Here is a 19,676-nt window from a genome sequence, read left to right on the forward strand (position 1 = left end):
TTCAGGCCGCCACGTCGTTGAGCAGCACGGAAAACACATCGTAATTGCGCAGCTGGAGCCGCCCCGCCCGGTCCGCTTTCAGGGGATGGGAGAGGATGAACGGCACCACCTGTTCCTCCAGCCCGCCGTGGGAGCGCAGGCGCGCGCCGGACAATTGCGACAGATCGTGATCGCGCGCATGGGCGCCGAGCGCGATGCCCTTGCCGGCGATCACCGCGATATCGCCCTCGCGATCCTCCGGCAGGTCGAACCGCAAGCAGGCTTCCGCGCGCGGCGCGGCAAGGGCGATGCCCGGCATCTGGCGGATCGCGTCCAGCACCGCCTCGGGCGCGACGTCCGGTCGTTGCAGATGCACCCGCACGAAGCCGCCGAGGGCGCCATGATGGCGCACGAACGGGTCTGTGATCGGGCAGATGACGCGGGTCGCGCCCGCCCCGAACAGCGCGTCCAGCCGATCGCCGAGATAGATCACGTTCGGCGTGCCGTCGGCCGTCGCCATGTCGCTCATGCCATGGTCGGCGACGATGCCGAGCCGGGCGCCGAGGGCCAGGATGCGCGCGAGGCGATCATCCACCGCCTGCATGAAGGCGAGCGCCTCGGGCGCATCGGGGGCGTGCTTGTGCTGCACATAATCGGACAGGGACAGATAGCTCAGGTCCGGCCGGCGCGTCTCCAGCAGGCGGATGCCGGCATCGAGCACATAGAGCGAAAGATCGGCGCTGTACTGGTCCGGCGCGCCGCGCCCCACCAGGGCGGCGAGATCGCTGATGCCGTTCTCGTCCGCGCGCGCCGCATCGGCCTTCTCGGCGGAAAAGGCGATGCCGGCGAGGCCGTGGCCCAGCGCCTTGCGCAGCTTGTCCTTCGCGGTGACGGCGACAACCTTCGCGCCCGCCTGCGAGAAGGCGGCGAGCAGGGTCGGCGCGCGCATGGGCGTCGCGTCCACTATCATGACGTCCGCGCCGGTCTCACGATCGAGATAGAAATTGCCGGAAACCCCGTGCACCGCCGGCGGCACGCCGCAGACGATGGAGACATTGTTGGGATTGGTGAAGGTCGGCATCGCCGCCAGCGCCAGGGCGGAAAAGCCCTCGCGGCACATGCGCTCCAGGGTCGGCACGACGCCCGCGGCGCGCGCCGCCGCCACATAGGCGGGGTCGCAGCCATCGAAGCACACCACCACGGTCGGCTGCGCCGGCCAAGCATAGGCGCGCCCGTTCACGCTGACACTGCGGCCCGGCGTCCCCTCGGACGCGACCCGCGCGGCCGCCTGCTCTGTTTCACCCATCACTCGATCCATCCTGGAAATCGCACCCCGGCGCACGGCCGCGATGCGCGCGACCATCACCCCTGGCGGGCGCGATGCAAAAGCTGTTTTCGTCGGCTGGAGGGATATCAAAACGTCACAACACATTTGTGACGATAAAGGAACATATGTACCAATAGGGGAAAGTACGGGTGCGCTGCTGCCACCTGCCCCCGCGCGCCCGGGGCGTTTTCGCGAACCGGAGACCGGTTCGCGTGATGAAAACGCGCGGGACACAACAAGACCGAGCGTTTCCGCGATTCCCTGAATCGGGGAAACGCTCTAGCAAGGACATCCCGCGCGGACGGCCGAGACGAGGACAATGCGGTGAACCAAACTCAGACAGCGCCGGCGGGTGACAGCGAGAACGGGGAGGCCGGCGCCGACGCCGCGCTCATCGCTCGCATCTGCTGGTATTATTTCAAGGAAGGTCAGACCCAGGACGCCATCGCCCAGCGCCTGAAGATCACCCGCAAGCGGGTCAACCGCATCCTCGGCGAGGCGCGCGAGAGCGGCTTCGTCCAGATCACCATCACCGATCCCGTGGGCGCCTGCGTGGAGCTGGAAGCGCTGCTGGTGGCGCGGTTCGGCCTCACCCGCGCGATCGTCGTGCCCGCGCCCATGGCGGACACGGACGTGCGCGCCTTCATCGGGGCGGCGGCGGGGCGCTATGTGTCGCAAGCGCTGCCGCCGGGCGGCGCGCTCGGCATCAATTGGGGCGGCACCATCAATGCCGCCGCGCAAAACCTGAAGCGCCGCTCGGGCGATGGCAGCCGCGTGGTGCTGCTGTGCGGCGGGCTGGCGCAGAGCACCTATATCAACCCGTTCGACAATGCCGCCATGATCGCGCGCGCGCTCGACGCCACCTGCTATTACGTCACCGCCCCCATGTTCGCCGAAACCGCCGCACTGCGCGACGCGCTGGTCGCCAGCGAGCCGGTGCGCACGGTGCTCGCCATGGCGCGCGATCTCGATGTGGCGCTGCTAAGCGCCATCGACCTGTCGGACCAGTCGAAGGCGCTGGAATATGGCGTCATCTCACCCGAAACGCGCCGCGCGCTGCTGGAGGCCGGGGCGGTGGGCGATATCTGCGGCCATTACCTCACAGCGGAGGGCGCGACAGTCACCCACCCGCTGACGGCGCGCATCGTCAATCCGACGCTGGCGGATCTGCTCATGATCAAGGAGCGCGTGCTTGCAGCCGGCGGCGTGCAGAAAGTCGCGATCATCCGCGCCGCCCTGCGCGCCGGCCTGTGCCACGTGCTGATCACCGACGAGGACGCGGCCGGGGCCTTGCTGGGTTAGGGCTGGATGAGAACATTTTCGAGCGAAGTGGATACCGGTTCGCGTGAAGACAATGCTCTAGCGGCTCTCGCCGCTCGCGACCGCCTGGCGGTACCCGGCCCAATGGCGGGCGCGGAACGGTTCGGAAATGATGATGTCCAGGGACTGGCCCTCCGTTTCCTCTGCCCCAAAGCCGAAGATATGGAGCAAAGCTGCGGTACCGACGGTCATCCGGCCGGTGTCTTCTTCCGCCGCGTGGTCCTGGCCGAGACCGAGTGCACCTCCGGCCGGGGCGAAGCTGCGATCTGCTCTGAGGCTTTGACGCTCGCGTTCGCGGACGAAAGAGAAAAGATACCGGCGAGTGCAGCCCGCCGGCCGATCAGATCCGCCAGGGTATAGCGATCAAGAACCTGCAAGAATGCGGCGACCGCTTCGCAGAGCACTTTGGTCAGGCCGCACGCCGGTGCGATGACGCATTTCGAGCAATCCACGAGGTCGAACCCCTCCTCGGTATGCCGGATGACGTCGCCGATATTCAAAGACTCTGCCGGGCGGGCGAGGCGGATGCCACCGAAGCGGCCGCGGACACTCTCCACATATCCTGCCCGCGAGAGGTCATTCACCACCTTCATGAGATGGTTCTGCGAGATGCCGTAGCCGCGCGCGATCTCAGCTATCGAGCATAGCCGATCTCCGTGGGTTCCCAGATACACCAGCACCCGCATGGCGTAGTCGCTGTACAGCGTCAGTCGCATGGATCCCCCTGCGCTCCCCCCATGTCTAAATATATGCATCGGATTTGCATATTTCGAGCCGCACTGATACATGCATATCAGATGCATGATTTAAGTCATGCGCTGCCGCCTCGCACGGTGAGAGCCGCATCCTGCCCCGCCGCCTCTCTCGCGAGAGAGGCCGGCCATGACGCGCCACCCTGCTCCTGGACGGTGTTTCCATCGCTTGTAACGCGGCGACCCGCGCCGTCTCTGGGAGAGAAGAATGTCGCAGACCCTCAGCAATCAGACCGTGCTACTCGTGAAGGCGACCGTCCCCGCGCTTGAGGCCCACGGGCTCGAAATCGTGCGGGAGATGTATGACCGGATGTTCCAGAATCCGGAAATCCGCGATCTCTTCAACCAGTCCCATCATGGCGATTCCGGCTCGCAGCCGCGGGCGCTGGCGACGGCGATCCTCGCTTATGCTGCCAATATCGAAAACCTCGCGGCTCTTGCGCCTGCCGTCGAGCGGATCGCGCAGAAGCATGTGGGGCTTCAGATTCTGCCCGAGCATTATCCCCATGTGGCCGAGGCGCTGCTGGGAGCGATCAAGGCAATCCTGGGTGACGCTGCAACCGACGACATCCTCGCGGCGTGGCGGGAGGCCTATTGGTTTCTCGCCCATATCCTGATGGCCCGCGAAACCCGCATCTATCACGAGTTGGCGACGGCGGATGGTGGCTGGACCGGCTGGCGCACGTTCGCCGTGGATGCGGTTCAGCCGGAGAGCGAGATCATCACCTCCTTCGTCCTGCGTCCCGCCGACGGCAAGCCGGTGCTCCGCCACAAAGCGGGACAATACCTCACCTTCTGGCTCGAGATTCCAGGTCACGCGCCCATCAAGCGCAACTATTCGATCTCGAATGCCGCCAACGGCGAGACCTACCGCATCTCGGTGAAACGGGAGGACAAGGGGCTCGCATCCACTTGGCTGCACGATCAGGCTGTGCCCGGCACGGTGCTGAAGGTCGCGCCGCCGGCCGGCGAGTTCTTCCTCGAGGACCGTCCCGAGCGCCCCATCGTCTTGCTGTCGGGGGGCGTTGGTCTGACACCCATGGTGGCGATGCTGGAAACGTTGGTAAACCGGCACCCCGAGCAGCCCGTGCATTTCGTCCATGGCACGCTTGATGGAACCACCCATGCCATGGCCGCTCAGGTCCGAGGCTTGGCGGCCACGGGGCGGGCGGCGAAGGTGACCACCTTCTATGAAGCCCCGCGCGCGCAGGACGTCGTGGGTCGAGACTTCGACATAGCCGGCCGCATCGATGCCGAGTGGTTGACGGCACATACGCCGCTACAGGATGCGGATTATTTTCTGTGCGGGCCACGACCGTTCCTGCGCGCCCTGGTCGCCGCGCTATCGCTTTCGGGCGTTGCATCCGATCATGTCCATTACGAGTTCTTTGGTCCTGCCGACGAATTGCTTGCCGCCTGATCGAAGGCCCGCAAAAATAAACGGGGCGAACGCTTTTCGCCTCGTTGGTTCCGTGCCGCCGCCATTACCGCGATGCTCAGCTCAGTATGCCCCGGCCGCCATGTTCCACAATCCCCTGAGATTCATGATTGAGCCTGGGCTCAATCCGGCAGGTCCACCAGGGGATCCGGCTTGGCGTAGGCGACGAGGGCCGACCGGTCCGTGAACTCCACCCGCGCGCCCTTTGTCCGAACCCCATATTCCGCGAGCGTGGCAAAGGCGCGGGATAGATTCTCGGGCGTCATGCCGAGCCGGGCCGCGACCGTGCGCTTCTCGACTGGAATTTCGACGGCTCCGGTAGCGCCCTGTTCCAATTCCGCGCGGATGAGCCAGTTGGCGAGACGCTCCGCTCCGTTGCGGAGTTTCAGGTTTTTCAGATCTCGGATGGTCCGCCGATAGTCGCCGGCCAGTTCCATGACCACCGCCCGCATGAAGGCGGGGTCGGCCTCCAGAGTGGCGCGCACACTTTCCGCCGGAAGCATGAGGATGAGGGACCGCTCCAGGGTCCGCGCCGACTGAAGGTAAACCTGGTCACGCAGCACGGCGGCGAGGATGAAAAGACCCACCGGGCGGACCAGCTCGATGGTGGTCTCCCGCCCCCCAGTCCCCGCGAACAACTCCGCGGTCCCTTCCACGACCACATGCAGGAAATCTGCCCGATCGCTTTCCTGGATCAGCACCACGCCGGGCGGAAAGCGTTGCAGAAATCCCGCATCTATGAGCCGGGCAAAGGCGCCGTGCTCGACATTCCGGAACAGCGGCAGTTCGCGGATCACAGCAGCATCCTCGATCCTCATGGACGCCTCCGTCGTGATAACGGCCTCCATGAACGCGACCGCTTAACAAATGTCAATTAATAGGTATAAATCAATCATTTACTGATCCATATATTATCATAAATCTTATGAATTCCAAAATGTTTCGGGCAATTAGCCACGGTCATCTGTTTATTCTGATTCAAATCAAAGTTGACGGATCGAACTTGCAGCAATTTGCGGGCTGGGCGCGACACAGATGCGCCAGAGCAAACGGCCGAGATCCATCATGACTACCATCCAAGACGTTGATCGTGGAGACCAGCGCACGTCGCTCGCCATGAGCACGCTCGCCTTCACCGTTTGCTTCGCGGTCTGGACGATCTTTTCCATCATTGGAATCCGCATCCGACAGGAACTGGGCCTCAGCGAGACCCAGTTCGGCCTCCTCGTCGGCACCCCGATCCTTACCGGCTCGCTGATCCGCGTGGTGCTCGGCATCTGGACCGACAGGTATGGCGGCCGCGTGGTCTTCACCGCCACCATGCTCGCCGCCGCAGCCGCCACTTTTCTGCTGTCCTATGCCCACACCTATCCGCAGATGCTGATAGCCGCGCTCGGCGTCGGCATCGCCGGCGGGTCGTTCGCCGTGGGCGTGGCCTATGTCTCGCGCTGGTATCCGCCGGAGCGGCAGGGCACCGCCTTGGGCATCTTCGGCGCCGGCAATGTGGGAGCCGCGGTCACCAAGTTTCTCGCGCCCTTCGTGCTTGTGGCCTTCGGCTGGCAAATGGTGGCGCAGGTGTGGGCGGCCGGCCTGGTGCTCATGGCGCTCGTGTTCTGGTTCACCACCAAGGACGATCCGGTTCTGGTCGCGCGCCGTCGCTCCGGCGTGGTGCCCAAGAGCGCCTGGCTTGAGCTTGAGCCGTTGAAGAACATCCAAGTCTGGCGCTTTGCCATCTATTATTTCTTCGTGTTCGGCGCTTTCGTCGCCCTGGCGCTGTGGCTGCCGCAATATCTGATCAATGTGTACGGCCTCGACATCAAGGCGGCGGGCATGATGGCGGCCTTCTTCTCGGTGCCGGCGAGCCTGTTCCGTGCCTATGGCGGCCACCTCTCCGACGTCTACGGGGCGCGGCGCGTGCTCTATTGGACCTTCCTGGTCGCCATTGCTGCAACCTTCGTCCTCTCCTATCCGCCCACCGATTACATCGTGCACGGGGTACATGGCCCCATTGCCTTCCATTTGGAGATGGGGCTGGGCGCGTTCACGGTAACGGTGTTCGTGCTCGGCTTCTTCATGGCCCTGGGCAAGGCTGCGGTCTACAAGCACATCCCGGTCTATTATCCCGGACACGTCGGTTCGGTCGGCGGCCTCGTCGGCATGATCGGCGGCCTCGGGGGCTTCCTGCTGCCGATCCTGTTCGGCGTCCTGCTGGATCTTACCGGCCTGTGGACCAGTTGCTTCATGGCGCTGTTCGTCCTGGTGGCGGGCGCGCTCATCTGGATGCATGTGGCGATCCGGCAGATGGAGCGTGAGGCGGGCGGTGAGGCGCTGGCCCGGTTGCCGCAATTGCCGGAAATGCAGGGCATGCCCGCCCCGCAGAACGCGGCGCGGCCGAACGGCGGAGCGCTCACCGACTGGCGTCCAGAAGATCCGGAGTTCTGGGCCAAGACCGGCCGCGCCATTGCCCGCCGCAATCTGTGGCTCTCCATCCCCGCGCTGCTGCTGTCGTTTGCTATCTGGCAGGTGTGGTCGGTGGTGGTCGCCAAGCTACCGTTGGTGGGCTTCACCTTCACCACGGACCAATTGTTCTGGCTTGCGGCCCTGCCGGGCATTTCCGGCGCGACGCTCCGGATCTTCTATTCCTTCATGGTGCCGATCTTCGGCGGCCGGTTGTGGACGACGCTGACCACCTGGTCGCTGCTCATCCCCGCGCTCGGCATCGGCTATGCGGTGCAAAATCCCGACACGCCCTATGTTGTGCTGCTGATCCTGGCGCTGCTCTGCGGCTTCGGCGGCGGCAACTTCGCCTCCTCCATGTCCAACATCTCCTTCTTCTTCCCCAAGGCGGAGAAGGGCAATGCGCTGGCCCTCAACGCGGGCCTCGGCAATCTCGGCGTCAGCGTGGTCCAGTTCGTGGTGCCGCTTGCCATCACCATGGGCGTGTTCGGCTGGCTGGGCGGCGATCCGGCCATGGTGAAGGGCGCCACGGGTCCCACTCCCCTGTGGCTTCAGAATGCCGGCTTCGTGTTCGTGCCCTTCATCGTGTTGTCCGCGTTCGTCTCCTGGTTCGGCATGAACGACATCGCCGATGCCAAGGCCTCCTTCGCTGAACAGGCGATCATCTTCCGGCGCAAGCACAACTGGATCATGTGCTGGCTCTACACTGGCACCTTCGGCTCCTTCATCGGCTACGCCGCGGGCTTCCCCCTGCTGTCCAAGACCCTGTTCCCGGACGTGAACGCACTGCAATTCGCCTTCCTCGGCCCCCTGGTCGGTGCGCTCTCGCGCTCGGGAACCGGCTGGCTGGCGGACAAATATGGCGGCGCGCGCGTCACCCTGTGGGCGTTCGTGCTGATGATGATCGGCGTGTCTGGCGTGCTGTGGTTCATCGGCATCAAGGACCAGCCGGGCGCCTTCTGGGGCTTCTTCGCCTCCTTCCTGCTGCTGTTCTTCGCCACCGGCGTCGGCAATGCCTCCACCTTCCAGATGATCCCGGCGATCATGGGCAAGGAGATGGGCCGGCTGATGCCCGACGCCGATGCAGAGACCCGGCGCCGCCAGGTGGAGAAAGAATCCGCCGCCATCACCGGCTTCACCTCCGCCATCGCAGCGTTCGGCGCCTTCTTCATCCCCAAGGGCTACGGCACCTCCATCGCGCTCACCGGCGGGCCCGAGGCCGCACTGTGGGGCTTCCTCATCTTCTACGTGATCTGCCTCGCCATCACCTGGGCCGTCTACACCCGCAAGGGCGGCCTCCTGCACGACGTCGAGCGCGCCAAGCGCGCCGCGTCCCTCCGTCCGGCTTCGGCCAAGTAATCACCTCTCATAAGGGCGAGACTGATGTCCCACTTCCTCGACCGCCTGAGCTTCTTCAAGAAGACCGTCGATACCTTCTCCGACGGCCATGGCATCGTCACCAATGAGGACCGCTCCTGGGAAGACGGCTACCGCAAGCGCTGGCAGCACGACAAGATCGTGCGCTCCACCCATGGCGTGAACTGCACCGGCTCGTGCTCGTGGAAGATCTACGTCAAGGGTGGGATCGTCACCTGGGAGACCCAGCAGACCGACTATCCGCGCACACGACCGGACCTGCCCAACCACGAGCCCCGCGGCTGCGCCCGTGGCGCCTCCTATAGCTGGTACCTCTATTCCGGCGCGCGGGTGAAATACCCGATGGTGCGGGGCCGCCTGCTCAAGTTGTGGCGGCAGGCGCGCGCCGCGCTGCCACCGGTGGCCGCCTGGGCCTCCATCGTCGAGGATGCCGGCAAGCGGAAGTCCTACACGGCCATTCGCGGCCACGGCGGCCTGGTCCGGGCGACCTGGGACGAGGTCAACGAGATCATCGCTGCCGCCAATGCCTATACGGTGAAGACGCATGGTCCGGATCGCGTCATCGGCTTCTCTCCCATCCCCGCCATGTCCATGGTCTCCTACGCGGCGGGCTCGCGGTATCTCTCGCTGCTGGGCGGCGTCTGCATGTCGTTCTACGACTGGTATTGCGACCTGCCGCCCGCCTCGCCGCAGACCTGGGGCGAGCAGACCGACGTGCCGGAGAGCGCCGACTGGTACAATGCCGGCTTCATCATCGTCTGGGGCTCCAACGTGCCGCAGACCCGCACGCCCGACGCCCATTTCTACACCGAGGTGCGCTACAAGGGCACCAAGAGCGCCGTCGTCAGCCCCGACTATGCCGAGGCGACCAAGTTCGCCGACATCTGGCTCAATCCCAAGCAGGGCACCGACGCCGCCCTGGCGCTCGCCATGGGCCATGTGATCCTGCGGGAATATCACCTCGACCGGCAGGCGGCCTATTTCGAAGACTATATCCGGCGCTATTCCGACATGCCGTTCCTGGTGCGCCTCGTGGCGCGGGACGGCCGTCTGGTGCCGGAACGGATGCTGCGCGCCTCCGATCTCGACGGCGGCCTCGGCGAGGACCGGAATCCTGATTGGAAGACCGTGGCGATTGACGAGATTTCCGGTGCACTGGTCGCGCCGCACGGCTCGGTTGGCTTTCGCTGGGATGAGAGTGCCAAATGGAACCTGGAAGAGAGGGACGGCAGCGGCGCTGACACGCGCCTTAAGCTGAGCCTGGCCGGCGCGGGGGCCGACATCGCCGCGGTGGACTTCCCCTATTTCGGCGGCCGCGCCACCGAGCATTTCGTCGCGACCCAGCATGGCGAGATCCTCACCCGCAACGTGCCGGTGCGCACCCTTGCCGCGGCGGATGGCTCCAGCATCACGGTCGCCACGGTGTTCGACCTGATGATGGCCAATTACGGCCTCGACCGCGGCTTCGGCGGCGACCACGTGGCCCGAAGCTATGACGACGACGTGCCCTTCACGCCCGCTTGGGCGGAACGCATCACCGGCGTGAAGCGAGACGCCATCATCACGGTGGCCCGCGAGTTCGCAACCAATGCGGAGAAGACCAACGGCCGCTCCATGGTGATCCTGGGCGCCGGCATCAACCACTGGTACCACATGGACATGGCCTACCGGGGGATCATCAATCTCCTGGTGTTCTGGGGCGCCATCGGCCAGTCCGGCGGGGGATGGTCTCATTATGTAGGGCAGGAGAAGCTGCGCCCGCAGACCGGCTGGCAGCCGCTCGCCTTCGCGCTCGACTGGAGCAAGCCGCCCCGGCACATGAATTCCACCTCGTTCTTCTATGCCCACACCGACCAGTGGCGCTACGAGACCCTGACGGCGGCGGAGATCCTCTCGCCCACCGCGCCCGAGGGCGATTGGGGCCAGAGCTTCATCGACTACAATGTGCGTGCCGAACGCATGGGCTGGCTGCCCTCCGCGCCCCAGCTCAAGCAGAACCCGCTGGAGATTGCCACCAAGGCCAAGACCGCCGGCCTGGAGCTGAAGGACTATGTCGTCCAGGCTCTCAAGTCGGGCGAGCTGGAGCTGTCCTGCCACGACCCGGACGATCCGGCCAACTGGCCGCGCAACATGTTCGTGTGGCGCTCGAACCTCCTGGGATCTTCAGGCAAGGGGCACGAATACTTCCTCAAGCATCTGCTCGGCACCACGCACGGCGTCATGGGCAAGGATCTCGGCCCGGAAGGCGCGGTCCGCAACCAGGAGGTGGCCTGGCACGAGACCGCGCCGCAAGGCAAGCTGGACCTGCTGGTGACGCTGGATTTCCGCATGTCCACCACCTGCGTCTATTCCGACATCGTCCTGCCCACCGCCACCTGGTACGAGAAGAACGACCTCAACACCTCCGACATGCACCCCTTCATCCATCCGCTCTCGGCGGCGGTGGACCCGGCCTGGGAGGCGCGCAGCGACTGGGACATCTACAAGGGCCTGGCCAAGGTCTTCTCGCAGGTGTCGCAGGAGGTCCTGGGCGTGGAGGAGGACGTGGTCCTCACCCCGATCCTGCACGACACGCCGGGCGAGATGGCGCAGGCCATCGACGTGAAGGACTGGGTGCGCGGCGAAGTGGAGCCGATCCCCGGCAAGACGATGCCGGCGATCAGCGTCGTCACGCGCGACTATCCCAACCTCTATGCGCGCTTCACCGCCCTCGGCCCTCTGCTCGCCAAGGCCGGCAATGGCGGCAAGGGTATCAGTTGGAACACGGAGCATGAGGTCGCGGCCCTCGGCGCTCTGAACGGGGTACGCGGCGAAGGCGCCGCCCACGGCTTGCCGAAGATCGAGACCGACATCGACGCCGCCGAAGTCATCCTGATGCTGGCGCCGGAGACCAACGGCGAGGTGGCGGTGAAAGCCTGGGAGGCGCTCTCCAAGGCCACAGGCCGCGAACATGCCCATCTTGCGCTGGCCAAGGAGGACGAGAAGATCCGCTTCCGCGATATTCAGGCCCAGCCGCGCAAGATCATCTCATCGCCCACCTGGTCCGGCATCGAGAGCGAGAAGGTCTGCTACAATGCCGGGTACACCAATGTCCACGAGTTGATCCCCTGGCGCACGCTCACCGGGCGCCAGCAGCTCTATCAGGACCATCTGTGGATGCGGGCCTTCGGCGAAGGCCTCGTGACCTGGAAGCCGCCGGTGGACCTGAAGACCATTGTCGGGGTCAAGGATCTGCGGCCGAACGGCAATAAGGAACTCGTCCTCAATTTCCTGACCCCGCACCAGAAATGGGGCATCCACTCCACTTATTCCGACAATTTGCTGATGCTGACGCTCAATCGCGGCGGCCCGGTGGTGTGGATTTCGGAGACGGACGCCAAGGCCGGCGGCATCATCGATAACGACTGGGTCGAGGTCTTCAACATCAATGGGGCGCTGACCGCCCGCGCGGTGGTGTCCCAGCGCATCAAGGCGGGCATGATGATGATGTATCACGCCCAGGAAAAGATCGTGAATACGCCGGGCTCCGAGCTCACCGGCAACCGCGGCGGCATCCATAATTCGGTGACCCGCACGGTGCTCAAGCCCACCCACATGATCGGCGGCTACGCCCAGCAAGCCTATGGTTTCAACTATTACGGCACCGTGGGCGCCAACCGCGATGAATTCATCGTCGTCCGCAAGATGGCCGAAGTGGACTGGCTCGAAGGCCCGCTGACCACCCACCTGCCGATGGAGGCTGCACAATGAAAATCCGCGCACAGATCGCCATGGTGCTGAACCTCGACAAGTGCATCGGCTGCCATACCTGCTCCGTGACCTGCAAGAACGTCTGGACCAACCGCGAAGGCGTGGAATACGCCTGGTTCAACAATGTGGAGACCAAGCCCGGCGTCGGTTATCCCCGCGAGTGGGAGAACCAGAAAAAGTGGAACGGCGGCTGGCAACGCAAGAAGAACGGCCGCATCGAGCCTAAGATGGGTGCCAAGTGGCGCGTTCTGGCCAACATCTTCGCCAACCCAGATCTTCCGGAGATCGACGACTATTACGAGCCCTTCACCTTCGACTACGAACATTTGCACACCGCGAAAGAATCCAAGGCGTTCCCCACCGCGCGGCCCCGTTCGGCCATCTCGGGACAGCGCATGGAGAAGATCGAATGGGGCCCGAACTGGGAGGAAATTCTTGGCGGTGAATTCGAGAAGCGCGCCAAGGACGTGAATTTCGAGGGGATCCAGAAAGAAATCTACGGCCAGTTCGAAAACACCTTCATGATGTATCTGCCGCGCCTGTGCGAGCATTGTCTGAACCCGACCTGCGCTGCGGTGTGCCCCTCCGGCGCCATCTACAAGCGCGAGGAAGACGGCATCGTCCTCATCGACCAGGACAAGTGCCGCGGCTGGCGCATGTGCGTCTCCGGCTGTCCCTACAAGAAGGTTTATTACAACTGGTCTTCGGGAAAGTCGGAGAAGTGCATTTTCTGCTATCCGCGCATCGAGGCGGGCCAGCCGACCGTCTGCTCGGAAACCTGCGTGGGGCGCATCCGCTATCTGGGCGTGGTGCTCTACGATGCCGACGGCATTGAAGCCGCCGCCAGCGTGCCGGACGAGAAGGACCTCTACGAGGCGCAGCTCAAGCTGTTTCTCGATCCGAAGGATCCGGCGGTGATCGCCCAGGCGCGGGCGGACGGCGTGCCGGAAGCCTGGCTGGACGCGGCCCAGCGTTCGCCGGTGTGGAAGATGGCGATGGAGTGGAAGATCGCCTTCCCGCTGCATCCCGAATACCGCACCTTGCCCATGGTATGGTACGTGCCGCCGCTGTCGCCGATCCAGTCGGCGGCGGCCGCGGGCAAGATGGGCGTCAATGGCGACATGCCGGACGTGCGCTCCCTGCGCATCCCGCTGCAATATCTCGCCAATCTGCTCACCGCCGGCGACGAGGAGCCGGTGGCGCTGGCCCTTGAGCGCATGCTGGCCATGCGCGGCTACATGCGGGCCAAGACGGTGGATGGCCGCCTCGACGAGCGGATCGCCGCCGAGGTAGGGCTCACCGGCGCGGCCATCGAGGAGATGTACCAGGTGATGGCAATCGCCAACTACGAGGATCGCTTCGTCATCCCCACCGCCCACCGCGAATGGAGCGAAGACGCCCAGGATCTGCGCGGTTCCTGCGGCTTCTCCTTCGGCAACGGCTGCTCCGGCGGCACGTCGGAGACAAATCTGTTCGGCACCAGGCAGGCCAAGCAGCCCACGAACCCGATGGAGATCGTGTGATGACCGCCGCCCTTGAGTCCATCACCTTCAAGGCCCTGTCGGCGCTGCTGGTCTATCCCGGCGCGCCGCTGGTGGACGCCGTCTGCGAGATCGACGCGGCGCTCGCCGCCGAGGGCCTCCTCGATGCGCGGCGCCATGCGGCCCTGACACCGCTGCTGAACGACCTGCGCACGCTCGACCTTTACGAGTTGCAGGCGCGGTATGTGGACCTGTTCGACCGGACCCGAAAATTGTCGCTGCACCTGTTCGAGCACGTGCATGGCGAGAGCCGCGACCGGGGCCAGGCCATGGTGGACCTGGCCGGGCTCTACGATGCCGGTGGCATGATGCTGGCGGCCAACGAACTGCCCGACTACCTGCCGTTGTTCCTGGAATATGTGGCCACCCGGCCCCGCGCGGAGGCGCGCGGGCTGCTCGCGGATACCGATCACATCCTCGCCACTCTTGAAGAACGGCTTACCAAGCGCGGAACGCCCTACGCGGCGGTGTTTGCGGCCATTCGTGCCGCGGCCGGAGCGCCGCCCATGGTCCTGGACCCGACCACGCCCTGCGTGCCGGAGATCGACGATCTCGCTGCGCTGGACGCCGCCTGGGAGGAATCCGCCGTGGTGTTCGGCCCCGGCGAAGCCCTCGACGGCTGCTCCGTCGATCGCCTGCGCACCCAGATCCGCGCCGGCGCGCGGGACGCGCGCACTGTCACCGCCTGAGGGAGACGCACCATGTCCACAGCCATCAATTCCGCACTCTTCGGCTGGTACCCTTACCTGTGCCTCACCGTGTTCCTGCTGGGCAGCCTGATCCGCTTCGACCGCGAGCAGTACACCTGGAAGACCGGCTCCTCCCAGCTTCTGCGACGCAAGCAATTGCGCCTCGGCTCGAACCTGTTCCATGTGGGCATCCTGCTGATTTTTGCCGGTCACGCGGTGGGGCTGCTGACGCCGATCTGGGTGTTCGACATGCTGGGCGTCAGCCATTCCTTCAAGCAGGGGCTGGCCATAACCGTGGGCGGTATCGCCGGCCTCGCCTGTTTTATCGGCTTCGCCCTGCTCGCCCATCGCCGGTTGTTCGACCCGCGCATCCGCGCGACGTCGAGCTTCGGCGACACCGCGATCCTGCTGCTCCTCTGGGCGCAGCTCACCCTGGGGCTCTCCACCATCTTCGTCTCGCTGGGCCACATGGACGGCCACGAGATGGTGAAATTCATGAACTGGGCCCAAGGCATCCTGACATTGCAGCCGTCGGCGGCGGCCTATGTGTCCGACGTGAACCCCATCTTCAAGGCCCACTTGCTGCTCGGGATGACCCTCTTCCTGGTCTTCCCCTTCACCCGGCTGGTGCACGTGTGGAGCGCGCCGATCTGGTATCTCGGCCGTCCTGGCTACCAGGTGGTGCGCACGCGTTTCACCCATTGGCGGGGACGCGAGACCGCGCAAGCCCATCATCCTGCCGCAACCATCGCCGTGCGCCCGGTGCCGATCTATCCGGCCCGGCAGCGGGGGGAATGAGAGCCATGGTCACGCTGATTGTCGATCACGGCGCCAACCGCGCCGCCGCCGAGCACGAACATCCCCACACCCATGCCCCCGCGCAGCGGGCGACGGCGCCATCCAGGGAGCCCGTGTCCATGCCTGCCGTCAGCGTCAACGGCGTGCCCGTCTCCCGCAAGGCGATCGCCGCCGAGGTGCAGAACACCCCGGCGCGCACGCCGGCCGAGGGGTGGACTGCAGCTACCCGCGCCCTGGTCATCCGCGAGCTTCTGCTCCAGGAGGCCCGGCGGCTGGACATCGAGGCCGAACCGAAGCTGGACACCGCCGGCCGGCGCGAGACCGAGGAAGAGGCGCTGATGCGTGCGCTGCTGGAGCAGGAAGTGCGCACGCCGGTTGCCGACGCGGCGGCTCTGGAGCGCTTCTATGGCCAGAACCTTCGGCGCTTTGTCTCGCCGCCGCTGTGGGAGGTGGACCACATCCTGTGCGCCGCCCGCCGCGACGATCCGGTGACCTTTGCCGCCGCGCGGGAGAAGGCGGGGCTGCTGGCGTCCGAGCTTGCGGCCGCGCCCGAGCGATTTGGCGCCTTGGCACGGGCGCATTCCGATTGCCCGTCGGCGGCGGTCGGCGGGAGCCTCGGCCAGATCGGTCCGGGCGACACCACGCCGGAGTTCCAGGTGGCGCTTGCCGCTCTGTCGGCCGGCCAGATGTCCGGCCCGGTGGAAACCCGCTACGGGGTCCATCTCATTCGCATGCATCGGTGCATCGCGGGGCGACAACTGCCCTTCGAGGCCGTGCGAGAGCGGATCGCGGCCTATCTGGAAGACCATGTGACCCATGCGGCCCATGCCCAGTACGTTTCGCTGCTGGTGGGCCGAGCCGACATCAAGGGCATCGTGCTCGGCGGCGCCGACACGCCCCTCGTGCAATAGGGGAAGGCCATGCTCGGCGTGCTCATCGCGGCGCTCGACGACCCTGCGGTCTCGGCGCGCGTTCTCTCCGCCCTTGATGGCCCGGACCTCTCGGCCCGGCTCGCGGCAGCCGCCCAAGCCGATGGCCGTGCGCCCTGGGAGGTGATGGCCGCCTTGTTGCGGAATTTCCTGGATGCGGCGAGCGATGAGCAGTTCGTTCAGCTCATCGGCATCATGAACCGAGCCGAGGATCCCGGCCTCGCCGCCGTCCGTGCCATCCTGTCCGCAGCTTTGCCGGAGGGCACCGCATGACACGCTGCGGCCTCGTCGATACCTTCGGGCGACGGATCAGCTATCTGCGACTCTCGGTCACCGATCGCTGCGACCTGCGCTGCATCTATTGCATGTCGGAAGACATGACCTTTCTGCCGCGCAACGAATTGCTGACCCTTGAGGAACTGGATCGCCTCGCCTCCGCCTTCATCGCCCGCGGCGTCTCGAAGATCCGCCTCACCGGCGGCGAACCGCTGGTGCGCAAGGGCGTGCTCGATCTGGTCGCCAACCTCTCCCGCCATCTGACGACCGGACGGCTGAAGGAATTGACGCTCACCACCAACGCCAGCCTCCTGGCGCGCCATGCGGATGCGCTGGCCCGCGCCGGCGTGCGCCGGATCAACGTCTCCCTCGACACGCTGGATGCCGCCCGCTTCCGCGCCATCACCCGCCGCGGCACCCTGGGCGTGGTGATGGAGGGGCTGCTGGCGGCGCAGGCGGCCGGGCTCAAGGTGAAGCTGAACGCCGTGGCGCTGAAGGGCAGCACGGAAGCCGAGATCCATGATCTCATCGCTTTTGCCCACGGGCGCGGCATGGACCTGACCCTGATCGAGACCATGCCGCTCGGAGATGTGGGCGAGGACCGGACCGAACAATATCTGCCGCTCAGCGACCTGCGGCGCATCATCGAACAGCGCTGGACGCTGACCGACACCTGCGAGCGCACCGGCGGGCCGGCGCGCTACGCGCGGGTCGGCGAGACCGGGGGACGCATCGGATTCATCACACCGCTCACACATAGCTTCTGCGAGACCTGCAACCGGGTGCGGGTCAGCGCCAAGGGCGTGCTCTACACCTGCCTGGGGCAGGAGGCGCAGGTCGATCTGCGCGCGCCGCTGCGGGCCTCGGAAGGCGACGACGCCCTCCACGCCGCCATCGATGCCGGCATCCGGGGCAAGCCGCGCGGCCACGATTTCGAAATCGCCCGCAATGGCGCACCGGCAACGGCGCGGCACATGTCGGTGCTGGGAGGCTGAGCCATGGTGCGCATCGGCATCCTCACCATCTCCGACCGGGCCAGCCGAGGCGACTATGCCGACCGCGCCGGTCCGGCCATGGAGGAATGGCTCGCCCACGCCATCTCATCACCCTGGAACCCGGTGCGCCGGGTGATCCCCGACGGGGTCGAAAGCGTGCGCGCGGCCCTGGTGCATATGGCGGATGAGGAGCGGCTCGACCTCGTCCTCACTTCCGGCGGCACCGGCCCCGCGCCGCGCGACCTCACGCCCGAGGCGATGCGCCTTGTGTTCGAAAAGGAGCTTCCAGGGTTCGGCGAGGTCATGCGCCGGGCGAGCCTGAAGGAGGTGCCCACCGCCATCCTGTCGCGCCAGACCGCTGGGGTGCGGGGCACGACGCTCATCGTCAACCTGCCGGGCAAGCCCGCCGCCATCGCCACCTGCCTGAGCGCGGTGTTTCCCGCCGTGCCCTATGCCCTTGATCTCATCGGCGCGGGCCGCATCGAGACCCATCCCGCCGTGGTCGCGGCGTTCCGCCCGGGATCAGAGAGCCGTAATGGATGATGTCGCCATCGCCCGTGCGCTGCACGTGATCGCCGTAATCCACGGGATCGGCGGCCTCGCCTTCTTCACGCTGGTGCCATTGCTCCATCGCCGCGTCGAGCAGGGGATGTGGACGCAACCGCAGGCCTCTCTACTGAACACCGGCCTGATCCACGTGGTTTTGCTGGCCGGTGCCGGGCTTAACGGTACTCGGCGCGGTCGCGGGCGCCCACGGGCTATTCTTGCCATGAAAGGGCTTGGCGCATGAAACGGACCGCGCAGGCGCGCCGGGCGTACGAGGGCGCGCCCCTCTGGAGCCGGGGCTTCCGGCCTTTCTTCCTCGCCGGTGGGCTCTGGGCGGTGGCGGCCATCGCCATCTGGCCCCCATTCTTTACTGGCGAGATCACGATTCCCACCGCCTTCTCGCCGCAGGATTGGCACGTCCATGAAATGGTCTACGGCTTCGGTGCCGCCGTCGTCGCCGGCTTCCTGCTCACCGCGGTGCCGAACTGGACCGGACGCCTGCCGGTGGCGGGCCGTCCCCTGATCGCCCTGGCGGCGGTGTGGCTAGCCGGGCGCATCGCGGTGTTTCTCTCGGCGCGGATCGGATGGATCCCGGCCTTCGCCATTGATGCCGGCTTTCTGCTGGTCCTCGGGCTGGTGATCGGGCGCGAGGTGGTGGCAGGGCGCAACTGGCGCAATCTCAAGGTGGCGATCCTTGTGCTGCTGTTGGGTCTCGCCAATGCCATGTTCCATGTGGAAGCGGCGCTGGAGGGGACGGCGGCGGTTTCCGCCCGCGCCGGCGTGGCCCTGATGATTGCGCTGATCCTGCTGGTGGGCGGGCGCGTGGTGCCGAGCTTCACGCACAATTGGCTGGCCAAGCAAGGCGTGACGGCGCGGCCGGTGCCGTTCGGCCCGGTCGATGGCATTTTCCTGGCGCTGTCGGGGGCTGCGCTGGCGCTATGGGTGGCCCAGCCCAATGCCCGCGCCACCGGCACGGCTCTACTGCTGGCCGGCGGCGCGAACCTCTGGCGGCTCTCACGGTGGCAGGGCTGGCGCACCCGATCGAGCGGGATTGTCCTGGTACTCCACGTCGGCTTCCTGTTCGGTGCGGCGGGCTTTCTTGCGGCCGGAGCCCATGCCTTCGCACCAGAACGTGTTCCGCTGGCCTTTGGCATCCATGTCTGGGGCATCGGTGCCATCGGCACCATGACGCTGGCCATCATGACGCGGGCCACGCTGGGGCATACCGGGCACACCTTGCAGGCCTCGCGCGCGACGCTGGCCAGCTACATGCTGATTTCGGTGGCCGTGGGACTGCGCCTCGCCATGATATTCGCGACCACCTGGGCTATTCCCTTGATGTATCTGGCGGGCTCGGCCTGGGTCGCAGCTTTTGTCGTCTTCGTGATGGCCTATGGGCGTTTTCTACTGGGAAAATGAGGCCCACACAAAGGCACGCAACTTAACTGCCGACATGTCCGGGCGGCCCAGCGGCCGCCCGGAAGCTTCAAAACAACGCAAAT

Annotated in this window: 17 protein-coding genes; 13 read left to right on the forward strand and 4 right to left on the reverse strand. The window is 65.8% G+C overall.

Features of this window, described 5'->3' with window-relative positions:
* Position 1: 1 nt before the first annotated feature.
* Positions 2 to 1,285 carry a phosphonoacetate hydrolase gene (gene phnA / locus V5G24_RS15430; protein ID WP_394081418.1) on the reverse strand — a complete coding sequence of 428 codons (1,284 nt, stop codon included), beginning with the start codon at positions 1,283 to 1,285 and terminating at the stop codon, positions 2 to 4.
* 345 nt (positions 1,286 to 1,630) lie between these two features.
* On the opposite strand from phnA, the gene V5G24_RS15435 reads away from it, so the two are divergent.
* Complete coding sequence (locus tag V5G24_RS15435; protein WP_394081416.1) at positions 1,631 to 2,608, forward strand: sugar-binding transcriptional regulator; 978 nt, start codon at positions 1,631 to 1,633, stop codon at positions 2,606 to 2,608.
* Positions 2,609 to 2,665: 57 nt separating this feature from the next.
* Here the strand turns inward: V5G24_RS15435 and V5G24_RS15440 are convergent, their stop codons facing one another.
* Positions 2,666 to 2,818, reverse strand: a complete 153-nt coding sequence (locus V5G24_RS15440; protein ID WP_394081414.1) for a hypothetical protein — start codon at positions 2,816 to 2,818, stop codon at positions 2,666 to 2,668.
* A complete protein-coding gene (locus V5G24_RS15445) occupies positions 2,815 to 3,342 on the reverse strand; it encodes an Rrf2 family transcriptional regulator (protein WP_394081412.1) in 528 nt (175 codons plus the stop codon). The genes V5G24_RS15440 and V5G24_RS15445 overlap by 4 nt, the downstream gene beginning before the upstream one ends.
* Positions 3,343 to 3,586: 244 nt before the next feature.
* Between V5G24_RS15445 and hmpA the strand changes: the two genes are divergently transcribed.
* On the forward strand, positions 3,587 to 4,798 hold the full coding sequence (gene hmpA / locus V5G24_RS15450; RefSeq protein ID WP_394081410.1) for an NO-inducible flavohemoprotein: 1,212 nt from the start codon (positions 3,587 to 3,589) through the stop codon (positions 4,796 to 4,798).
* Positions 4,799 to 4,938: 140 nt separating this feature from the next.
* Here the strand turns inward: hmpA and V5G24_RS15455 are convergent, their stop codons facing one another.
* Entirely contained in the window at positions 4,939 to 5,634 is a 696-nt protein-coding gene (locus V5G24_RS15455) for a cyclic nucleotide-binding domain-containing protein (protein ID WP_394081408.1), read from the reverse strand.
* Positions 5,635 to 5,881: 247 nt separating this feature from the next.
* Here V5G24_RS15455 and V5G24_RS15460 point away from each other — a divergent pair, with 247 nt between their 5' ends.
* From V5G24_RS15460 to V5G24_RS15510, 11 genes are read left to right on the forward strand one after another with little or no spacing between them, the layout of a single operon-like run.
* Entirely contained in the window at positions 5,882 to 8,632 is a 2,751-nt protein-coding gene (locus V5G24_RS15460) for a nitrate/nitrite transporter (RefSeq protein ID WP_394081406.1), read from the forward strand.
* 24 nt (positions 8,633 to 8,656) lie between these two features.
* A complete protein-coding gene (locus tag V5G24_RS15465; RefSeq protein ID WP_394081404.1) occupies positions 8,657 to 12,400 on the forward strand; it encodes a nitrate reductase subunit alpha in 3,744 nt (1,247 codons plus the stop codon).
* Positions 12,397 to 13,923 (forward strand): nitrate reductase subunit beta, encoded by a 1,527-nt coding sequence (gene narH / locus V5G24_RS15470; protein ID WP_394081402.1) that lies wholly within the window; start codon positions 12,397 to 12,399, stop codon positions 13,921 to 13,923. The genes V5G24_RS15465 and narH overlap by 4 nt, the downstream gene beginning before the upstream one ends.
* A complete protein-coding gene (narJ, locus tag V5G24_RS15475; protein WP_394081400.1) occupies positions 13,923 to 14,630 on the forward strand; it encodes a nitrate reductase molybdenum cofactor assembly chaperone in 708 nt (235 codons plus the stop codon). The genes narH and narJ overlap by 1 nt, the downstream gene beginning before the upstream one ends.
* A gap of 12 nt (positions 14,631 to 14,642) precedes the next feature.
* On the forward strand, positions 14,643 to 15,428 hold the full coding sequence (gene narI / locus V5G24_RS15480) for a respiratory nitrate reductase subunit gamma (RefSeq protein WP_394081398.1): 786 nt from the start codon (positions 14,643 to 14,645) through the stop codon (positions 15,426 to 15,428).
* A gap of 5 nt (positions 15,429 to 15,433) precedes the next feature.
* Entirely contained in the window at positions 15,434 to 16,339 is a 906-nt protein-coding gene (locus V5G24_RS15485; protein WP_394081396.1) for a peptidylprolyl isomerase, read from the forward strand.
* Between the two features lie 9 nt (positions 16,340 to 16,348).
* Entirely contained in the window at positions 16,349 to 16,630 is a 282-nt protein-coding gene (locus V5G24_RS15490) for a hypothetical protein (protein ID WP_394081394.1), read from the forward strand.
* Positions 16,627 to 17,628: a GTP 3',8-cyclase MoaA gene (gene moaA / locus V5G24_RS15495; RefSeq protein ID WP_394081392.1), complete on the forward strand. Its 1,002-nt coding sequence runs from the start codon at positions 16,627 to 16,629 to the stop codon at positions 17,626 to 17,628. The genes V5G24_RS15490 and moaA overlap by 4 nt, the downstream gene beginning before the upstream one ends.
* Positions 17,629 to 17,634: 6 nt before the next feature.
* Complete coding sequence (mog, locus tag V5G24_RS15500) at positions 17,635 to 18,171, forward strand: molybdopterin adenylyltransferase (protein WP_394082092.1); 537 nt, start codon at positions 17,635 to 17,637, stop codon at positions 18,169 to 18,171.
* Entirely contained in the window at positions 18,164 to 18,418 is a 255-nt protein-coding gene (locus V5G24_RS15505) for a hypothetical protein (RefSeq protein WP_394081390.1), read from the forward strand. Before mog ends, V5G24_RS15505 begins: the two co-directional genes overlap by 8 nt.
* A complete protein-coding gene (locus tag V5G24_RS15510; protein ID WP_394081388.1) occupies positions 18,415 to 19,593 on the forward strand; it encodes an NnrS family protein in 1,179 nt (392 codons plus the stop codon). Before V5G24_RS15505 ends, V5G24_RS15510 begins: the two co-directional genes overlap by 4 nt.
* Positions 19,594 to 19,676 lie beyond the last annotated feature (83 nt).

This window comes from Roseixanthobacter finlandensis (assembly GCF_043195105.2).
Classification (GTDB): Bacteria; Pseudomonadota; Alphaproteobacteria; order Rhizobiales; family Xanthobacteraceae; genus NCEH01.

Excerpts from the sequence above, each read along its gene's own strand:
- phnA (WP_394081418.1), bottom strand. The coding sequence starts at position 1,285 with ATGGGTGAAACAGAGCAGGCGGCCGCGCGGGTCGCGTCCGAGGGGACG.
- V5G24_RS15440 (WP_394081414.1), bottom strand. The coding sequence starts at position 2,818 with ATGACCGTCGGTACCGCAGCTTTGCTCCATATCTTCGGCTTTGGGGCA.
- V5G24_RS15445 (WP_394081412.1), bottom strand. The coding sequence starts at position 3,342 with ATGCGACTGACGCTGTACAGCGACTACGCCATGCGGGTGCTGGTGTAT.
- hmpA (WP_394081410.1), top strand. The coding sequence starts at position 3,587 with ATGTCGCAGACCCTCAGCAATCAGACCGTGCTACTCGTGAAGGCGACC.
- V5G24_RS15455 (WP_394081408.1), bottom strand. The coding sequence starts at position 5,634 with ATGAGGATCGAGGATGCTGCTGTGATCCGCGAACTGCCGCTGTTCCGG.
- V5G24_RS15460 (WP_394081406.1), top strand. The coding sequence starts at position 5,882 with ATGACTACCATCCAAGACGTTGATCGTGGAGACCAGCGCACGTCGCTC.
- V5G24_RS15465 (WP_394081404.1), top strand. The coding sequence starts at position 8,657 with ATGTCCCACTTCCTCGACCGCCTGAGCTTCTTCAAGAAGACCGTCGAT.
- narH (WP_394081402.1), top strand. The coding sequence starts at position 12,397 with ATGAAAATCCGCGCACAGATCGCCATGGTGCTGAACCTCGACAAGTGC.
- narJ (WP_394081400.1), top strand. The coding sequence starts at position 13,923 with ATGACCGCCGCCCTTGAGTCCATCACCTTCAAGGCCCTGTCGGCGCTG.
- narI (WP_394081398.1), top strand. The coding sequence starts at position 14,643 with ATGTCCACAGCCATCAATTCCGCACTCTTCGGCTGGTACCCTTACCTG.
- V5G24_RS15485 (WP_394081396.1), top strand. The coding sequence starts at position 15,434 with ATGGTCACGCTGATTGTCGATCACGGCGCCAACCGCGCCGCCGCCGAG.
- V5G24_RS15490 (WP_394081394.1), top strand. The coding sequence starts at position 16,349 with ATGCTCGGCGTGCTCATCGCGGCGCTCGACGACCCTGCGGTCTCGGCG.
- moaA (WP_394081392.1), top strand. The coding sequence starts at position 16,627 with ATGACACGCTGCGGCCTCGTCGATACCTTCGGGCGACGGATCAGCTAT.
- V5G24_RS15505 (WP_394081390.1), top strand. The coding sequence starts at position 18,164 with ATGGATGATGTCGCCATCGCCCGTGCGCTGCACGTGATCGCCGTAATC.
- V5G24_RS15510 (WP_394081388.1), top strand. The coding sequence starts at position 18,415 with ATGAAACGGACCGCGCAGGCGCGCCGGGCGTACGAGGGCGCGCCCCTC.